The 18,032-nt window shown below is 62.7% G+C and carries 10 protein-coding genes and 1 tRNA gene; 1 reads left to right on the plus strand and 10 read right to left on the minus strand.

Annotation, left to right across the window (positions count from 1 at the left end; translation table 11 throughout):
* Positions 1–13: 13 nt before the first annotated feature.
* The 3 genes from EHS19_RS10975 to EHS19_RS01085 are packed head-to-tail and all read right to left on the minus strand — an operon-like array spanning position 14 to position 8,176.
* The gene (locus EHS19_RS10975) at positions 14–4,828 is read right to left on the minus strand and encodes a murein biosynthesis integral membrane protein MurJ (RefSeq protein WP_241676997.1); all 4,815 of its coding nucleotides are present in this window, start codon (positions 4,826–4,828) and stop codon (positions 14–16) included.
* Positions 4,825–7,494 carry a DUF6049 family protein gene (locus EHS19_RS01080; RefSeq protein ID WP_151915939.1) on the minus strand — a complete coding sequence of 890 codons (2,670 nt, stop codon included), beginning with the start codon at positions 7,492–7,494 and terminating at the stop codon, positions 4,825–4,827. The genes EHS19_RS10975 and EHS19_RS01080 overlap by 4 nt, the downstream gene beginning before the upstream one ends.
* 1 nt (position 7,495) lies before the next feature.
* Positions 7,496–8,176 (minus strand): NUDIX hydrolase, encoded by a 681-nt coding sequence (locus EHS19_RS01085; protein WP_175578225.1) that lies wholly within the window; start codon positions 8,174–8,176, stop codon positions 7,496–7,498.
* An 87-nt stretch (positions 8,177–8,263) separates the two neighbouring features.
* Here EHS19_RS01085 and EHS19_RS01090 point away from each other — a divergent pair, with 87 nt between their 5' ends.
* Positions 8,264–9,685: a CCA tRNA nucleotidyltransferase gene (locus EHS19_RS01090; protein ID WP_151915940.1), complete on the plus strand. Its 1,422-nt coding sequence runs from the start codon at positions 8,264–8,266 to the stop codon at positions 9,683–9,685.
* A gap of 165 nt (positions 9,686–9,850) precedes the next feature.
* Here the strand turns inward: EHS19_RS01090 and EHS19_RS01095 are convergent, their stop codons facing one another.
* From EHS19_RS01095 to EHS19_RS01125, 7 genes are all read right to left on the minus strand, one after another.
* Entirely contained in the window at positions 9,851–10,789 is a 939-nt protein-coding gene (locus EHS19_RS01095; RefSeq protein WP_206666298.1) for a hypothetical protein, read from the minus strand.
* Between the two features lie 842 nt (positions 10,790–11,631).
* Positions 11,632–12,285: a LytR C-terminal domain-containing protein gene (locus tag EHS19_RS01100; protein ID WP_151915942.1), complete on the minus strand. Its 654-nt coding sequence runs from the start codon at positions 12,283–12,285 to the stop codon at positions 11,632–11,634.
* Positions 12,286–12,451: 166 nt separating this feature from the next.
* Positions 12,452–13,438 (minus strand): 4-(cytidine 5'-diphospho)-2-C-methyl-D-erythritol kinase, encoded by a 987-nt coding sequence (locus tag EHS19_RS01105; protein ID WP_151915966.1) that lies wholly within the window; start codon positions 13,436–13,438, stop codon positions 12,452–12,454.
* Between the two features lie 32 nt (positions 13,439–13,470).
* A complete protein-coding gene (rsmA, locus tag EHS19_RS01110) occupies positions 13,471–14,493 on the minus strand; it encodes a 16S rRNA (adenine(1518)-N(6)/adenine(1519)-N(6))-dimethyltransferase RsmA (protein ID WP_151915943.1) in 1,023 nt (340 codons plus the stop codon).
* An 87-nt stretch (positions 14,494–14,580) separates the two neighbouring features.
* Positions 14,581–16,221, minus strand: coding sequence for an aggregation-promoting factor C-terminal-like domain-containing protein (locus EHS19_RS01115; RefSeq protein WP_151915944.1), 1,641 nt, complete (start codon positions 16,219–16,221; stop codon positions 14,581–14,583).
* A gap of 447 nt (positions 16,222–16,668) precedes the next feature.
* A tRNA-Thr gene (locus EHS19_RS01120) sits at positions 16,669–16,742 on the minus strand.
* Between the two features lie 204 nt (positions 16,743–16,946).
* Positions 16,947–17,921 (minus strand): DsbA family protein, encoded by a 975-nt coding sequence (locus tag EHS19_RS01125; RefSeq protein ID WP_151915945.1) that lies wholly within the window; start codon positions 17,919–17,921, stop codon positions 16,947–16,949.
* Between the last annotated feature and the right edge of the window lie 111 nt (positions 17,922–18,032).

An 18,032-nucleotide genomic window follows, 5' to 3' on the forward strand; every position in this document is an offset into this window, starting at 1 on the left:
GATGATGGTTTGGTCAGAACACCTGCACCGACTGAATATACAGCTGGTTGTTCGGCAGACTGTCGATCGGCACCCAGATGATGATGTCCTGCGTCTTGGAAACCTTGTCGAACTTGACCTCGGTGGTGCCGCCCTCCTTGAACGTGAACTGCGCCACCTCGTCGCCCTTGGTCGGGTCGCCGGTCGTGTTCGTGCGCACATAGGCCTTGCCGCCCGACGTGGTGATCTTGACGACCAGTCGATACGCCTCCTCGGACCTCGCAAGGCGAATGTAGTAGGCGTAGCCCTGCTGACCGCCCGGATTCGTCTGGAAGCTCTGGCTGGCTATCTGCAGTGGTGTGGTGTTGTCATGCTTCGGATCGGGCGTCTTTTCGGCGTTCTTGTCGGATTCGGCGGCCTGCTTCTTCGCCGCATCCTCCTTGGCCTGCTGCTCGGCCTGCTGTTCGGCGACGGAATCCTTGGCGGTGCCGCTGCCGAACGGCACGTTGTTGAGATCCTCGCTCGGCCACTCCTTGTTTTCAGAATTGCCGCCGATGCCGAATCCGGGGATTTCGCCGTTGAGACCGCGCACAGCGAGGAATCCGGCGCCGATGATGACCACCAGACCGATCACCACGGCGATGATCTTGGTGGGCATCTTGCCGAACAGCGGCTCGTTGGCGACGATTTCGTCCTCTTCAAACACCTTGGTGCGGCTTGGCGTGCTGCTGTTCGGTGTGAAGCTGGGCGGAATCGGCTGCGCGGTCTCCGCATCGAGGATCGGCGGAATGATCTGCGTCTGCTCGGCCTGCGGATGAGGTTGGCTGGCTGAAGCGTTGGCAGCGTTGGTCGCATGGTTCGCATTGGCGGCTGCACTGACTGCGGCGTTGGTTGCTGGAATCACGCCCGAACCCGCCTGCTGATGGGCGGCGCGGGCATCGGCATTGCCGCCGTTGCCCGCATTGCCGCCGTTGGAGAATACCGAACGCGCCGACCTCGGCGATGCACCCGTATTCGGTACGCTGCCCGCTCCACTCGCCGCAGCGCCGGCACCGACTGCTCCGGCACCGACTGCGCCGGCAAAACCGGCGGCTGCGGGCGGGAAACTCGACGGTATTGCGTTCGATCCGCGCACCGACGACACGTCAAGTGCGATCGTTGACGTATTCGGTCCGGCGATCTGGTGGGAACCGGTGTCGAATGCGGCGAACAGGTCGCCGGTCGACGAATCGGTTTCGTCGAAATAATGCCCGATCTGCGTCTGTTCAAAGCCCGGATACGGGGAGTAGCCGTTCTTGCCGGCATCCGAGCCGAACTCACCTGAGCCGAGCTTCGCCAAACCGGCATCGGCGACATCACCGGCACCGGTATGCGGCTTGATCGCCGCATCAATGCGATTCTTGCCGCCGCGCCACGACTTGAGCGTGCCGCCGGATGCCAGCCCGGACAGCATCTGCGAGCCGGCCAGCGTCGCCTCCGGATCGATGCCGCGCAAAGCGGCACCGGCAATCCCAGCGCCCGCCGCAGCACCGGCAGCACCGCCGACACCTGCCCCAGCGCGCGAGCCGGCACCCCCGGCACTCCCGGTACCCCCGGCAAGCGCGGCATCCGCAAGATCGATGTCGTTGAACCCGATCACCGGAACATCAGCGGCCGTGACCACGCTGCTGGGCACTTCGTGAACATTGTTCGGATCGGTCTGACGCAGCGCGACCGAGGCGATGGAGCATTCCCCGGCGACGCCAGGAAGCGCGATGTCATGCTCATGCAGTTGGTTCAGCGGCGTCCACGAGCCGAGCAGCGCCGTGAACTCCACCAGCGATGTCATGGGGATGTCCGTGTCGGATTCGTCGCGGCGCAAGCCTAGGCCACGCTTGCAGATCACGCGCAGATCGGCCGGAACATCATCGAGACGACTCAGATCAAACTTGGTGTCACCGGTCACGGGCTCGCGCGTGATCATCGCATACAGCAGGGCGGCCAGCTGGCGAATCGTGATCTCCTCGGGCGACAGCGTCGCAAAATCCTGGCCGCCGCAACGCGCCACGGCCTGAGCCACCACGTCGTCAAGCATCGGATCAAGCACCGCATCCGCAAGCTGCACGCCGGCGACGCTGATGCGCACCGTATCGGCATTCAGCTCGTCGTGGCGCAGCCCCTCGCCGAACAGGTGAACCACCGCGTCATGCGTCTCGCCGAGAATGGAGCGCATCGCGTCGAAGCTGAGCGTGCGCCCCGCGGCACCCTTGAAATACTGGGAAAGCGACAGACCGGCATCGAGCTGGGTGACCACGATCTCCACGCCTGCCGCGTGCTGGAGCTGCAGAACCTGCGTGAAGCGGGCATCGCGCGACAAGGCCAGCGCGGATGCGGTCGAGCTGATCTTCGCCGCAACGCTCACATCCTTGATGATGAACAGCTGGCAGTCGCGCGACAGCACGCGATCGTTCGCCTTCCACGCCTCCAATCCGGGGGTTGCGCGCAACGGTGACACAAGCGTGTAACGGTTGATGACGGTATCTCCCAGCTGAGGCTTCATGGTTTCGACTCCGTGGTGCTGTGGTTGTGGCTGAATTGGTTGTGGATTCGGTTGTGCTTGTGGCGCTGTCTGCGGCTTTTGCTGCTGGGGCAGCGGTTGTTGCGGCAGCGGCTGCAGCTGTGATTTCGCCGCCGACCGCGGCTGCTGCTGCGGAAGCGACGATGGTTGTAGAATCGGCGATTGCGCCGGTTCCGAAGGATGCGATGCGTCTGTCATTCTAACGATGGGCATGGCCGAAACCGCCGCCTGCGCCGCCTGTTTCGCGGCCGACTGCGCAGCCGCTTGTGCAGCTTGCGTGGCCGCTTGTGCAGCAGACTGGGGGAGCGACAGCGCAAGCGAATGTGCGGTGGCGGTCAATCCCAGCGCTTCGGCGCCACGCGAGGCGACGGTACGGCCCAGACGCGCAGCCGATTCCGGTGCGGTCGGCAGCAGCGGAAGCTCGGACAGCACCGGAGCGCGTTCCGTCAGCTCCGGCTGCGAACTGATGACTCGCGGCATGGTCCGCTGCGATTGCTCGCCTGGCTCGGATACGCTGTCGGCTGCTGCAAGAACGTCGGCTGCGTCTCCCGCATCGGGCGCAGTCTCCACCGGATTGTCGACCGTCTTCTCGCCGCGACCAAGCCGCTGGCGAACCATACGGATCACCACCATCAGCTCATACGAACGCAACGCCCACAGTACGCCTACGTACACGCCAGCCAGAACGATCGTCAGCAGTATGCAGGCCAGAACGGATTGCAGCCATCCCATCATGCCATTGCCGCCATCGGTGAGAATGCCAAGCATGCGGTAGATGATCGGGCGCACGGCCAGACCGACCACCAGCGCCGCGACGGCAGCCGCCAACGCCTTGCCGCACGACACGGCAAGCCGGCGCAATCCCAGATGTCCATCAAACCGACGACGAATCAGAATCACCAGCATCGGGAATCCCACCAGATAGCCGATCGTGCCCGAAGCGCCGAACAGCATCACCCAATCCGTCGGTGACGCGAACCTGATCGCCGCCACCAGAAAACCGACATGTACCGTGTCATACAGCAGTGTGAACCGGAACGGGTTGCGGCCATCCTCAAAAGCGTAGAACGTGCGCTGAATGACCAGATACGCACTCGCCAGCGGCAGTGAAATGCCCTGGGCCATCAGCGGACCGGAGATGAGCACGGCTTCGTGCACGCTGACCGAAGGCAGCAATGCGAGCGTGATCGGCACCGGCATCACCACGAATGCGACCGAGAAGAAGGTCATGATGACAAACAGATTGCGCAGCGACTGGTTGAGCACTGTGCGCGCACTATCGAGGTCATGGTCGGCGATCGCGGCGGAAATACGCGGAAACAGCGCCGTCGCCACCGATACGGCGATCAGCGAATACGGCAGCAGATACAAGGTGAGGGCGTTCTGGTAGGTGGCGTTGCCGGCCACCAGCGACTGATCGATGCCGAACGCCGCGAATGCGCGATCCGGAGCGCTGGTGGTGATGCGCGTGGCGATGATGTTCGCCAGCTGATCGATGATCACCAAACCGATGCTCCAGCCGGCCACCGATCCCATCGACCGCAATCCGATGCCGCTGATACCAAGCCGAAAACGGTAGCGGATGCCGCAGCGCATAAGCGGCAGAAACAGAATCAGCGCCTGAAACGCCACGCCCAGCGTCCACGTGCCGGCGGTCAGCGTGATCTTGTCAGGCGTCCAGAAATCAAGCGGTTGCTCGTTCGCCTTGCCGAACAGCAGAATGAACGCGGTGAAGCCGGCGCAGCTGATGATATTCGCGCCCACCGAACTCCACGCGTACATGCCGAAATGGTCCTTGGCGGCCAGAATCTGGCCGAGCAGCGTGTACAGACCGTAGAAGAACACCTGCGGTATGCACCACAGCGTGAATGCGTTCGTCAACGCGGTCATGTTCGCGTCGCCGTCGACATACAGTGTGGTGAGCAGCGGCGTGGCCACGGCCATGAGCAACGTGATGCCCAGCAGCGAGAGAATCACCAGCGTGATCAGCTTGTTGAGCCGATCCTCGGCATCATGCTCCTTGAGCGTGCGCACGATCTGCGGCACGAGCACCGCGTTGAAGATGCCGCCGGAAATGAGCGCGAACACCGCCTGCGGAATCATCGCGCCCGCCTGATAGGCGTTGGCGGCCAGACCCGTGGTGCCAAGAGCCGCCGCGAGCAGAATCGTGCGCACCTGCCCGGTGACGCGCGACGCAGCCGTTCCAGCGGCCATGATCAGCGAATTGCGGCCTACTGAAGAGCTGGAAGAACTGGAAGAGCCGGAAGAACCTGAAGAACCTGAAGAACTCATTCGTCGGGATCCTTTACGCGGTGGAACTGCCGCCACAGGCCGAGCGCGCCCAGCGCGATGGCGAACACGATGATGAAATAGCCGCTCATGTCGCTGATCTGCAGTGAGCTGGCAATGGTGGTGGAGCGGGTCGCGCCGAACGATTCGCCGTCACGATCCAGCAAGGCGAGCGTGGCCGTGGTTCTGCCCGATGTCGTGACGCGAATGTCGAACGTGATCTGCGTTTCGCCGCCCGGAGGCACGACCGCTTCGTTGATGCGCGACGTGACGATCTCCATCGAATCGGTCTGCGACGACACCTCCACATGCACGGGGAAGGGGAGCGCGTTGCTGACCGTCACCGGCATCTTCGCGGTTTCGGTGACCACGTTGATTGATTCGGACGGTGTGATCGCCACCGCGCCGAGCAGCTTGTCGCAAAGCGTGCGCGCGCCGGATTGCATGGTCCGCATGGTCGCCGTCGTGCCGGACAGCGCGTGCATGGCGAAGGTGTGGTGCGCTTCGAACAGCTGGCTCGTCCATTGCGAAGCCGCCTGCTTCATTGATTGGTTCGGCGGCGGGTTCTGCGCGTTGCTGTTGGCGCTGTTGGCGTTGTTGCTGGTGCCGTTGGCGTTGTCGCCGGTGCCGTGGTTTGCGCTGGAATCGCCGCCATCGACCGTCGCATCGGCCAGAATCGACGTGGAGAATCGACGGATGTCCTTCAGGCTGCCGGCAAGCGAACTCAGCGTGGAGCGCAGCGTTTCGCGCTGATCGTCGCTCAGCTGCGATTCCTCCGGCACGATCTGCAATGCCGCATTCGCGGTGAGCGACGGCTTTTCGGCGAGCAGAGTCTTGAGATCGGTGGTGTCGAGCCATGTCGCCTGTTCGATGGCGTTCATCAGAGCCTCGGCGTCGTCCGGCGTGGTGTCCACGTCGAAGCAGACGAGCAGATTGCGCTGCAGATACGGCTGCTCCATCTGATAGAACGCGCTTTGCGCCATGAAGCGCGCGAGACGCCCGCCCGCGCTGTTCTCGGCGTCGGCGGTTTTTGCGGTGGCGTTTCCCTGAGCCAGCTGACTCAGCTCGCGCTGCTCGGCGAGCACGGTCACATCGCCGGCATCGGTCGGAACCACGATCTTGCCGGTGTGCACGGTGGAATCGTCGCTGGTGTCGAAGTCATGCGCGGCGATCACCGTACTGTAGCCCTGCCGCCGCGCCTCGGTGAGTGCGTCCAACGTCCAATCCTGCGCTCCCTGCCACGCATACGCGCCGGTTTGCGCGTCCGTGTCGCCGAGTGCGTTGCGATATTCGGTGAGCGCGGAGTCGGACGACCAGTCGTTGGAGGAGACGCCCGCTTTGACGAACCGTCCGGCCATGTCGCTGGCCGCGTAGGTGGTGATGTCGAAGTTCGCCGGCTGCATGATGCCGCTCACGCGCGGCAATGCGGCGGATTGTGCGGCCGACTGCGCGGCGGATTGCTGCTTCGCGTCGTCGGATTGGCTGCTGGTGCCGTTTTGGCTGTTTTGGTCGCTCTGCTGGTTTGCATCGGATGTGCCGCTGTTGTTGGCGGGGGTGTTGCTGTTGCTGTTGTCGCCGCTGGTACTGGCTGCGCTCAGTGCGCTCAGATAGGTGGGATCGGCGATGACCTGCAATGCGCTATGACGGTCGATCAGACGGTCGATGGCGCTGTCCAGCTTGGCATGATCGCCCAGTCCGACCACATCGTCGGGATTGCTGCTGTTGCCGGAGACCAGTTGGGTGAGGGCGTTCTGATCGACGGTCCACGAATCGCTGGTCAGCGGCATCGCGACGGTGATGTTGAGCGCCGGCGTATTCATCGTGGTCAGGCCGGCGGACGATCGCGTCAGGAACGTATGGGCGAGGGCGGTGACGGGATTCGCGCCGTCGCCGTTGGGTGCGGCTGCGTTGGGCGCACCAGTGTTGGGTGCGGCTGCGTTGGGATCAGGGGCCGGATTGCCGGTCGTGCCGTCATTCGTCCCGTCGCCGCCATCGTCGCCGCTGCCGCTGCCACCGTCCGCTACGTATTCCAGCAGCAGCGGTTTCGGCCCCCACGTCACGATCGATTTGAGCAGATCGTTCTTCGAGGAGACGCTGATCGTCACGCTCGTGCCGGTTTGCGCAGGCAGCGCCGAAACCGTGGTCGACCCAAGCTGATTGGGCACGGCAATCGGCACCTCGCCCTGCGCCCACTGCTGAATGTCGGATCGCGACACGAATGCATAGTAGATGTTGGTGTACAGGCGAAGCGTGCCGCGCGGCAGCGTCGTCTTGCCATTGTTCGTCACCGTTGCCTTGATGCGGTATCCGGAGGTGTCGCTGACCACCGGCGTGGCGCTGTCGATGCTGATGGTGACGGTGCGTTTTGCCGCCGTGTCATCGGAACCGGAGGTTTCGCCGGCCCCGTTGGTTCCGGTGCCGTCGCTGCCATCGGATTCGTCGGATTCGTCGGCCGAGGCGACCTGCGATCCCAGCATCGACATGATCGGCGATGCCCAACGGCCGACTGCGCCAGTTGGTGCCATGCACAGCATAATCGCAATGAGCGAACTGAATAAGGCGAGCAGAAGCGCCCGGATTCGACGCGCCATGCGGAACCGGCGGCCCGAGCCATCGCCGATGGCGCTGCCGCGGCCGCCGCCGTCGCCTCGTGTTTCGGATGGGTTCACGTCATGCCTGCCTATTCAGTTTCCTCGCATACAACCATGCGATCTTGCGTTCGTTCGGATAGCTGAGAACGTCGTCCAGATCGTTGAAATCGACCCAGATCGCCTCCTCGGCCTCGTGGTCGGGATCGCCTTCGACGGTCAGCTCGCCGCCGATTCGCCGCAAAGCGAAATGATGCACGAGTTTATGGACACGCTGGCTGGTTCCGGTGAACCAATAGTCGATCGTGGCGATCGACTCGACCACCTCGCCGAGAATGCCGGTCTCCTCGTGGACCTCGCGAACGGCGGTCTGCTGCGGTGTCTCGCCCTTTTCGATGTGCCCCTTCGGCAGGCACCATTCGAGATGTCCGCTGCGCGAATGACGTGCGATGATGGCCACTCGCCCATGCTCGTCGAAGATCAGACCACCGGCGGAGTATTCGCGGACCACTGGAAGCTCCTGCGCGTCCAGCGAAGCGAAGGTGGATGGCGTGTCGGAGGCTCGTCGACGCGGCATCATCGCGGGCGTGGGGGTGCCGGGCGGCAGCGCCTCCTCGGGTTGCTCGGCTGACGGGATGACGCCGCGGTTCGCCGGTTGCGGGCCTCCGGTGGAATACATGAGTTCATCGGGCGCCAACGGGTCCAGGGCATGCTTGTTCGACGCATGGAGGAGCATGCGTGCAAGGTCCGCTGGCGTAATCATGTATTCCACCTTACTCAACTCTTGTGCAGGTGGGGTAACGGTATGCTGTATTGCATACATGGAATTAGGTGTTGTGAAAGGGTATGAGTGAGTTTTGCAGTCTGGCCTGAGGCCATCGAATTGGGGCGGATGTTCGCCGCTGAGGGTTATGAGCTCGCGTTGGTAGGGGGGCCGGTACGCGATCTGCTCCTTCACCGTCAGTCTCATGATTTGGATTTCTGCTCATCGGCGCGTCCTGAGCAGTTCGAGCCGATTCTTCGCCGATGGGGCCACGACGGATTCTGGGACATGGGCCGCAAGTTCGGCACGCTCGGCGCGATGCGTCGTCGGCCGGACGGCACCGAGGTCAAGGTCGAGGTGACCACGTACCGTTCGGACACCTATGATCCCGATTCACGCAAGCCGGAGGTCAACTACGGCGACAGTCTGGAAGGCGATCTTTCGCGGCGTGACTTCACCGTCAACGCGATGGCGCTTCGCGTGCCGGATCTTGAGTTCGTGGACCCATTCGGCGGCGCGAACGATCTCGCCAAAGGCGTGTTGCGCACGCCGGTCGATCCTCGCCAGTCCTTCGACGACGACCCGCTGCGCATGATGCGCGCGGTGCGTTTCGTGGCGCAGCTTGGCTTCAGCATTGCGCCCGAGACCGCCGAGGCGTTGTCCGACATGGTGGACCGCATCGAGATCGTTTCCGCCGAGCGCGTGCGCGACGAGCTGACCAAGATGCTGCTGTCGGACCGTCCGCGCGCCGGGGTCGAGGCGCTGGTCGAATCCGGGCTGGCGCGCATCGTGCTGCCCGAGATTCCGGCGCTTGAGCTGGAGATCGACGAATACCACCGTCATAAGGACGTGTTCGAACATACGATGATCGTGCTTGATCGGGCGGTCGCATTGGAGACCGGTGACGACGGTCCGGTGCCGCGTCCCGACCTGACGCTGCGTCTGGCCGCGCTCATGCATGATGTCGGCAAGCCGCGCACGCGCAAGTTCGAGGCGGGCGGCAAGGTGAGCTTCCATCATCATGATGCGGTCGGTGCGAAGATGACGCGCAAGCGGCTCAAGGCGCTGCGATTCGATCATCATGTGGTCGAGGATGTCAGCGAACTGGTCAACCTGCATCTGCGGTTCCACGGCTATGTGGACGAGCCGTGGACCGATTCGGCTGTGCGGCGCTATGTCAAGGATTCCGGGCATCTGTACGAGCGTCTGAACCGTCTGACGCGCGCCGATGCGACCACGCAGAACAAGCGCAAGGCCGCGGTCTTCGCCTCGGCGATGGACGAGATGGAGCAGCGCGTGCGCGAGCTCAAGGAGAAGGAGGACTTCGACGCGATTCGCCCCGATCTCGACGGCAACGAGATCATGGCGCTGCTTGGCTTGGAGCCCGGGCCGATGGTCGGCCGCGCGTACCGGCACATGCTCGATTATCGACTTGACAACGGTCCGGTCGATCACGATACCGCCGTCGCCGAGCTCACCTCCTGGTACGCCGCGCAGCAGGCCGCATAAGCGGTTGCGGTTGCGGCGCGGGTTGCGGGTTGCGGGTTGCGGGGTGCGCGTGCGGTGCGTGTTGCGGAGGTGCGCGCATAGGTCAACGCCTTGAGACGTCTGCGCCGGGGCTGTGCATGACCGCACGTAGCGCGCGCATGCATGCGATGGGCGCGTCACTTCGCGTCATTTCAAATCCTGCGCGCACGGAAAGAACGTGAATTGTGCTCCTCGCTGCATCAGATAACGTGCCACGAGGAACGCGAATTCGGCTTGTCTGCTTTCCGATCCGAGGTTGCCGGCGGTTGCGATGATGACGATCCATCCGCGTGAGCGAATTCGTTCCCGCTTGTACTGATCGCGCCTCCATTGCTGCTTGTCGGTGCGGTGGTGATCGCCGTCATATTCGATGGCGACCTTGTATTGCGGCCAGGCGATGTCCAAAGTCATTGGAACGCCGGAATCGAAGAATTCACCAGGAACCTCGTAGCCTGTTGCCGGCAAGGGCACCCCATGCCGATTGATGGATATGCGCAGCCGTGATTCCATCGGCGAACCTACGCGTGACCGCATGTAGGTCAACGCCTTGAGACATCTGCGCCGCCCGTTGAAACCGCTGATTCGTCTGACGTATTTCGTCAGCGGTCGATACACATAGCGTCGCTTGGCGTTGGCGACGATCGCATCCCCCAGAACGATGAGCTCTTCCAATGACAGTTGCGCTGACATCTGCGCCCAGACATGCGATGGGTGCAGCGCCAGAATCGACCGGTTGATTTGGACGAATGCCTGAGGATCGTCGCTCGCGAACCTCCAGACATGGGGTTGGACGCCGCCGTCGTATCGGCCGATGCGGTCATTGGTTGTCGTCGATACGGTATGAAGCACGTCGTTGCTGATCGTCGGGCACGATGGTGGCGGTATCTCCAGCAGCGCGAGTGCCGTGGTCATGCAGAACGCGACCTGCTCATTGCTGTTGGCTGCCAGTCGCGAGCAGCGTTCCATCATTTGCTGCCGCTGCTGCGCCAGCGTTTCATACAAGGTGGGTGCATGCGCATTGCCGTGGGTATTGTCGGGCTGGGCGATGGTCGGGTATTGTTCTAATGCATTGATTGTGGTATCCATGTGCCGACCATAGCGTATCGATCTTCCGCTCGCATCCGACCTGCCGAAAAATGTGGATATGTGGATAACTGCCCTCTTATTATCTGTATTTGCAGCGGAAATTATCAGATTATATTCAGATAATGGCAAGGTTTGGTTTGATGCGATGCGGCACGCAGGTATGCCGGGATCCGCCTGATCGGTGTTGTGCTTGCGGGAGGGGCATCTGTGCGTCGCGGATACCGTGCGGCACCGTTCTCGGGTTGCACGCGGGTGTACGCGGGTTGCACGCGGGCGTACGCGGGTTGCACGCGGGTTGCTGATGCGGCATGCCGGTCGCGCGTTCACGTTATATGCCTCAGTTGCGTTGATGCTGGGCTGATGCTGGATTGCCGACCTGCGTTTACAGCCACGCGATGAAAAATCGCCCTGTTTTTGCGTCGCGTGGCTGTGGTGTCAGCCACGCGATCGTTTGTGATCGGTCACAATTCGTCGCGTGGCTGTGAAATAGGGTGATTTGGATGTGTGTGACCGGTTACGTGGCTTCGTGCTGTTTTATGCGCAGCCACGCGATGAAAAATCGGCCTGTTTTTGCGTCGCGTGGCTGTGGTCGGTGGCGGTGGTGCCGGTCCAGCTGGGTTGGTCGGCGCGGCTGATTGCGGCTGATGCCGGGCGCGCTGGTTTCCTGGACGCGGGGGCGCGATCGCGCGGGGCGAGTGCATCCGCTCGGGTGATTTTCGGGTGGTTTTATTTGCTTCGTAACTGCGTTTTAGTGGAGTGATTCCTCAAAAACGTTGGAATTCCGCCAAAATTTTATTTGCCTGGTATTTGCTTCCGTGCGTTCAGTTCCTACTTGACTGTTCCTACTTGACTTCGGTATGCGCGATCGCCTTCGGCAGGTTCTTCATCGAATCGGCGGCCACGCAGCCCTCGAAGCTGTTGATGTTCGATCCGGTCGCCGCCACCTGCTTCTTGTCGCGCAGATCGTCGAACGAATCGCCGAGCACCACGTCGATGAGCTTGTCGGTGCGATCATCCATGACCATGACCGCATCGGTGAACTGCTCGTTGAGCGTATACGCCTCACTGATCGTGTTCTTGCCGAAATAGATCGTCGTACGGCTCGTCTGCGCGTCGATCTCGTTGCCTTTGCTGTCGACCGGAGCATAGTTGCCGGTCTGCGGATTGGGGAATTCGCGATTCTGCAGCGCTGCGGCCACGGCCTTGGCGAAACCGACATGATCGGTGCCGTTGAGCACGCGCACGTTGATGGTCTTCACATCCACGTACTTCGCCGGATTGCCGTTCTTGTCCTTTGGCGCGCAAGGCACGGTCTGCCCGTAGTTCGGCTGCTCTGCGGCGGTATTGGCCCGCCCGAGCCCGAACAGGTGACTGTAGAACATCAGCGCGATGATGAAGGCCACAACCAGCAGCGCGCATGCCAATGCGAGCACCGTGCGCTGACGCCGCGCCACGTAGGCCCGCCGCGCCTGTCGTTCATCGTATCGATTCGTCATAGCAGTCCCTTATCGAAATTCGATCCGCCGAGCCAACCCGGTCGATTGTACGATTGTGCATCAACACTATCGTCACAGCGTGACCGCCTGCCCGGGCGGTCCGTGACCACCCACGCTGCGCCCGCCTGGACAGTCCGTGCCCGCCTAGACGGGCACGGACGCGGCGCTAGGCCACGTCCGTCTGCTGCGTCACATGAATGGACGGGTACGCCGGCGCATCCGTCATGATGATGCGATCCACCGCCCGCCGAGCCGACCAATCCTGCGCAATCCGCCGCGCGACCGCCGCGTTCGGGGCAAACGCCACCACCGACGGGCCGGACCCCGAAACGAACGCATGCGACGCGCCGGCCATGCGGGCCACGGCAATGGCCTCGCCGCTGCGCGGATGCAGATCCACGGCAGCCCGCTGCAAATGATTATCATCACCATCACCCGCGCCGATCTCATCGAATCGCGCGTATACCTTCGGTGTGCTCAATTCCGCCGAATACGCGCCGATCAGCGCCCGACCATGCCAGCCGGCTGCTCGCAACGCGCGTTCGCGCTCGCAACCGGGCTCCAGCGACTCGATCCGTTCGCCGAATCCCGTGCCATGCGCGTAGCCGCCGGTCAGGCAGAACGGCATGTCCGCGCCCAACGACGCCGCGATGCGCGCCAGCCGCGACACCGGCCAGTTCAGTCCCCACAGCGTATTGACGGCGAGCAGCGTACCGGCGGCATCCGCGGAGCCGCCCGCCAAGCCGGCAGCGACCGGAATGCGCTTGTCGATGCGAATGCTCACATCCGGTTCGCGGCCGCACTCCTCGGCCAGCGCAAACAGCGCCAACACCGCGTGATTGCGCCGCATGTCGCTGCCCGACGACGCGAGATTGCCCAAATGCGCGCCGGTGAGATCGAGCGAGAAGCCGGAGCCGGGGGCCTTTGTCGCAACGGTGATCGTGTCGTACACGCCGAGTGCGCAATAGGTGGTGTCGAGCTCGTGCCGCCCGCCCCATTCGGCGCGCTTGTGGCCGACGTGCAGCGTGAGATTGGTTTTCGCTGGGACGTTCACCGACACGCTGACGGGGATCGCCGCCGTCGCGTTTGGCGCGGCTGTGGTGGTTGCTGTACTGCTGGGCGCTGTGCTGGGCGCTGCGGTTGCATCAGCCATGATCGCGCCTGCCGAGATGAGTGATGCGGTCATCATGCCTCCTTCCCGTTTGCTGCGGAGCCGTTTGCTGAGGGCGCGTTTTCCGCGGTCTGCCCCGCCGCGGTCTGCCCGCCGATCGCGGCGGCCAGCGCGGCGAATTCGGTGACGCGCAGCGTTTCGCCACGCCGGGTCGGATCGATATGCGCCTGCGCAAACGCTGCTTCGGACACGGCCGGGGTCGGCGGCGTCGCGCGACGAAGCGCCGCATGCAGGGTTTTGCGCCGCTGGCTGAATGCGGCATCGATGAGTCGGAACGTGGTCTCGCGATCCGCGCCGCCGCTCACGTCAAGCTGCTCCTGCGGCGTGTACCGGTCGAATCGCACGAGTGCGGAATCCACGTTCGGCGCGGGCCAGAATACGTTGCGACCGATGTTGCCGATTCGCTTCGCCCGCCCGTACCAGGCGAGCTTGACGCTTGGCGTGCCATAGATCTTGCTGCCCGGCTCCGCGGCGAGACGGTCGGCGACCTCCTTCTGCACCATGACGAGGAACGATTGCAGGTTGTCGAAACGCTCCAGCAGGGTCAGAATGATCGGTGTCGCCACGTTATACGGCAGGTTCGCGACCAGCGTGAACGGCTCTCCGTCGTCGAAGCCCGGCGTATTGTCCGGCCTTGCGGTGAGCGCGTCGCGATTGACGACGGTGAGTCGTCCGGCTGCGGTCGGCATGAATTCGGCGACGGTGCGCGGCAGTCGTTCGGCTAGCAGGGGGTCGATTTCGACGGCGGTCATCGTCGCTCCGGTCTCCAGAATCGCCAACGTCAGCGAGCCGAGACCCGGCCCGACCTCCATCACATGCGTGTCGGCGTGCACGTCGGCTTCCCGCACGATTCGGCGCACGGTTCCCGGGTCGATCACGAAATTCTGCCCGAATTTCTTGGTGGGTGTGATGCCGGCATCCGCGGCGATGCGGCGAATGTCGGCCGCGCCCAGCAAATGCTCGGTCGGCTGCTCGGCTGGTTGTGAGGCATCTGTGGATTGCGTGTGCCTGATCGTGGGTTGTTGGCTGTCGTTCATGATTCACCGTGTGCTGCTGTGTGGCTGTCTGCTATCTGGTTGCCGTCTGTTTGCTGTCTGGATTGCGGCGTTGCGCGCGTCCGCCGATCAGTACCATCCGACCGCCTCGGAATGCGCCCATGCCTTCGACGGGCTTCCGTAGCGCTGTGCGATGTACCACAGCCCCCAGTCGATCTGCACGGCTGCATCGTCACGCCAATTTGCGCCGAATTGCGCCATTTTGTCACCGGGAAGCGACTGCGGTATGCCGTATGCGCCCGAGTATGGGTTTTCCGCATACCACAGCCATTGCGATTCTCGCGTCCACAATTTGACGAGCTTATCCCAGTCGTCGCCGGTCCAGCCGCGCTGTGCCGCAGCGCCGGCCGCATAGGCTTTGGCTTGGGCGACGGTTGCGTGCCAGAGTCGGCCGGATGCCGATGAGCCGCTGTTTCCGCTGTTGGAGTTGCCGCCCGAGTTGCCGTTTCCTGAATTCCCGGTATTCCCTGAATTGCCGGTATTGTTGCCGTTTCCAGAGTTGCCGTTGCTGCCGTTGCCGCCGTTGCCGCCACTATTGCCGCCATTGCTGGTGCCGGAGTTGTTGTTGGGCTTTTGCGTCGTGCCGGATGATCCGTTCGACCCATTGCCCGGCTTGGTTTCGCTGCCGGTACCTGAGTTGCCGGTACCGGAGTTGCCGGAATTCGAGCCGTTCGCTTGGTCGTCGCCTCCGTTCGCGGCATTCCCTCCGGAATTGGCGCTGCCGTTGTCGGCGCTATTCGAGTTGCCGCCCTGATCGCCGCCCTGATCGCCGCTGTCGGTGGAGCCGCCATCGCCGCTGTTTGCGCCATTGTTGCCGCCGCTGCCGCCGTCGTCGGTATCGTCGGGATCGGCGACCTGCTCAGGGCCCACCGCCACGATCGTATCCAACGCCATCGTGGTGACCGTTTCGGATGCGAGCGTTTCGCTCTCAGCCTTGCCGTCGGCGTAGGTGACGTTGTACACCTGCGTCTTCACGCCGTCGCGCCCTTCCTGCCGAATCACCGATTCGCCGGGCTTGAGCGACGGGTCGATGATGGTCTGCGTGCCGTGCGCGATCGTTACCGTCCGCGTCTCCTGACCGTGGGTGATGCGCTGCACGCGCAGTATCGTCTTCGAGCCGTCCTTTTCGACGCCGACGCGATCCTCTTTGCCGAGCGTGATGCCCTTTGCGTCGAGAATCGATGCTGCGGGCAGTTTGCCGTTATCCACCACCGAGCTTTTGCCGTCGGCGATGACGGTGACCGGTCCGTTCGCATTGATGACAAGGCCGCCGGTGAGTCGGTTGTACACGTTGCCGATGTCCACGGTGATCTTTGCCGCGTCATGCTCGTTGGCGTTGAAGAAGCCGAGCAGCTGGTCGGCGCTGGTGGCGACCGTCCAGAACGGTACTTCGGTGCCGTCGATCACGATCGTGGTCTGGTATGCGCTGCGCACGGTGACGACCGCATGATTGGTGAGCTGACCGCCGGATGTGGATTGCACCAGATCGTGGCTGCGCACGTTGACGTGCTGTTCCTCCAGCAGTCGATCAACCGACATCGCGTAGGTCGAAACCGTCCGTGTTTCGCCGTTGATGCTCAACGCCACGGTCTTTCGTGCGGTGAACGCGAATGTGGCGCTGGAGGCGACCACCAGCGCGGCCGCGCACGCAGCGACTCGGATGCGTCGCAGCGTGACGAATCGTTGCGGTGTCCAACGGCGGCGAGCCATAGGCGGCCTCTTTTCTGGGTATCGATGCCGGTTCTACGGGTGGTTCTACGGGTGTTCTACGGCTTGCATTGTATCGGTACTTTGCGCCTGCGGTAGACAGAATCGCCTAGCGTGACCCATTTCCCCACAAATGCGCGCGATCACTGCGCGTCGGTGCGCGTAACCTGACCATGCACTATAAGCGCATCGTAAATCCTAGCCGAGATAGCACGCCATACGCACATCATATAAAATATAAAAGAAAGAGAAAGGGGGCGGGAGAGAAGGGGATGTTCCCGCCCCCTTGGCAGAGCTTCGGTTGGGGTATGCTCTGCCCACCTGCCAGAAGCCGAGAAATTGGGGGAAGGCTCCTGGACTTCACTTACACATGTTACGTTCAATTATTGCGGGGCACTCGTAGCCCCGGCCTTTAGGTTAGCACCAGTATAACCTAATCCTCGTACTTCGAGCCTCCTGTCGGGATCGAACCGACGACCTGCCGCTTACAAGGCGGCCGCTCTGGCCATCTGAGCTAAGGAGGCGTGTTCGCGCACGGCTGACACCGCGCACAGGAACGAAACAAGCATACCAGCACATCGCGAATGGTCAATTCCCGTGTGTGCTGGTATGCCTGTTTTCTGCTATGCGGCTGCGAATCGCCGACAGATCCCGTCGAATCCATCGAATCCCAGTGCGCGATGCAAGCGAGTCGCCAGCGAATCCCTGCGAATCGCCGGCGAGACGGCTCACTCGCCGGTCATCAGCGAAATCGGCTCCTTGTCGGCTCCGATCGACGGCAGCTTGCCAGCCACGCCCACGTTGGCGGAATCAAGACCGATCGACTCCAGGAAGCCGTCGGGGATGGTCTGCTTGGTGGTGGCCAGCTGGTTCATATCCCAACGCGTGCCGTTGATGACCACGGTCGGCGTGGTGAAGGCGCCCTTGTACGAGCCCGAGGTGTTGAGCAGCTCGGTGCGACGCGGCACGTAGTCGTTGATCGCGTTGAGCCAGTCCTGGTACTCGCGGCCGAACGCCTTGCTGGCGACGTCCTCGCTCACGCCGGCCTTGACGGCCTGCTCCTTGAGCTTGTCGTCGCTGACCGACTTGTAGTCGCTGCCCTCGGCCGGCTGGAAGTCCTCCTTGTACAGGTTGGTGACGAAGTCGAGCAGATGGTTCGGATCGTCGTCATGATCGGCGATGTACAACGCGGCACCGGCTGCACGGCTGGAGTATTCGTCGGTGGACTGCCCATCCATGAACGAGAGGAAATGCAGATCGAGATTGATCTGCCCGGCATTCATCATCTTGATGAGCGTGGCGTCGAGCGAACGGTTCAGATTGCCGCATCCGGGGCACATGAAGTCCATGTAGACGCCGATGGTCGGAACGTTGTCCACCTTCTTGCCGTAGCCGTCCTTCGACATGAGCACGCCGCCCTTGTCGTCGGCGCGCGTCGGCTTGGTCTTCACGGCCTGGACCTGCGCGTAGGCGTCCTCGGCGGTGGTGTTCGCATCCTTGATGCTCTGGCTGACGGACCTCCAGATCGTCACGCCGATGACCGCCACCAGCGCCACGACAATGGCGACCACGACTGCGCCGATGATCGTCTGCTGTTTGCGTTCCCTCGCTGCCTGTTCCGCCGCGGCCTTGGCGGCGGCCTCTTCCGCCGCCCTGCGCGTGGCGCGCGTGTTGCGGTTGGGGTTGTTCTTGTTTGATGCCATCGAATTCGTTCCTTTTCCCTTACTGTCTACGTTTTCGCAATGATAGCGGAGAACGCGGTATTTCAGTTCGCACCGAGCTTACTTTTGAGTGAATTCACTCCGTCTGTCATT

This window comes from Bifidobacterium jacchi, assembly GCF_009078285.1.
In the GTDB taxonomy this organism is placed as follows: domain Bacteria; phylum Actinomycetota; class Actinomycetes; order Actinomycetales; family Bifidobacteriaceae; genus Bifidobacterium; species Bifidobacterium jacchi.

Excerpts from the sequence above, each read along its gene's own strand:
- EHS19_RS10975 (WP_241676997.1), bottom strand. The coding sequence starts at position 4,828 with ATGAGTTCTTCAGGTTCTTCAGGTTCTTCCGGCTCTTCCAGTTCTTCC.
- EHS19_RS01085 (WP_175578225.1), bottom strand. The coding sequence starts at position 8,176 with ATGATTACGCCAGCGGACCTTGCACGCATGCTCCTCCATGCGTCGAAC.
- EHS19_RS01095 (WP_206666298.1), bottom strand. The coding sequence starts at position 10,789 with ATGGATACCACAATCAATGCATTAGAACAATACCCGACCATCGCCCAG.
- EHS19_RS01100 (WP_151915942.1), bottom strand. The coding sequence starts at position 12,285 with ATGACGAATCGATACGATGAACGACAGGCGCGGCGGGCCTACGTGGCG.
- EHS19_RS01105 (WP_151915966.1), bottom strand. The coding sequence starts at position 13,438 with ATGGCTGATGCAACCGCAGCGCCCAGCACAGCGCCCAGCAGTACAGCA.
- rsmA (WP_151915943.1), bottom strand. The coding sequence starts at position 14,493 with ATGAACGACAGCCAACAACCCACGATCAGGCACACGCAATCCACAGAT.
- EHS19_RS01115 (WP_151915944.1), bottom strand. The coding sequence starts at position 16,221 with ATGGCTCGCCGCCGTTGGACACCGCAACGATTCGTCACGCTGCGACGC.
- EHS19_RS01125 (WP_151915945.1), bottom strand. The coding sequence starts at position 17,921 with ATGGCATCAAACAAGAACAACCCCAACCGCAACACGCGCGCCACGCGC.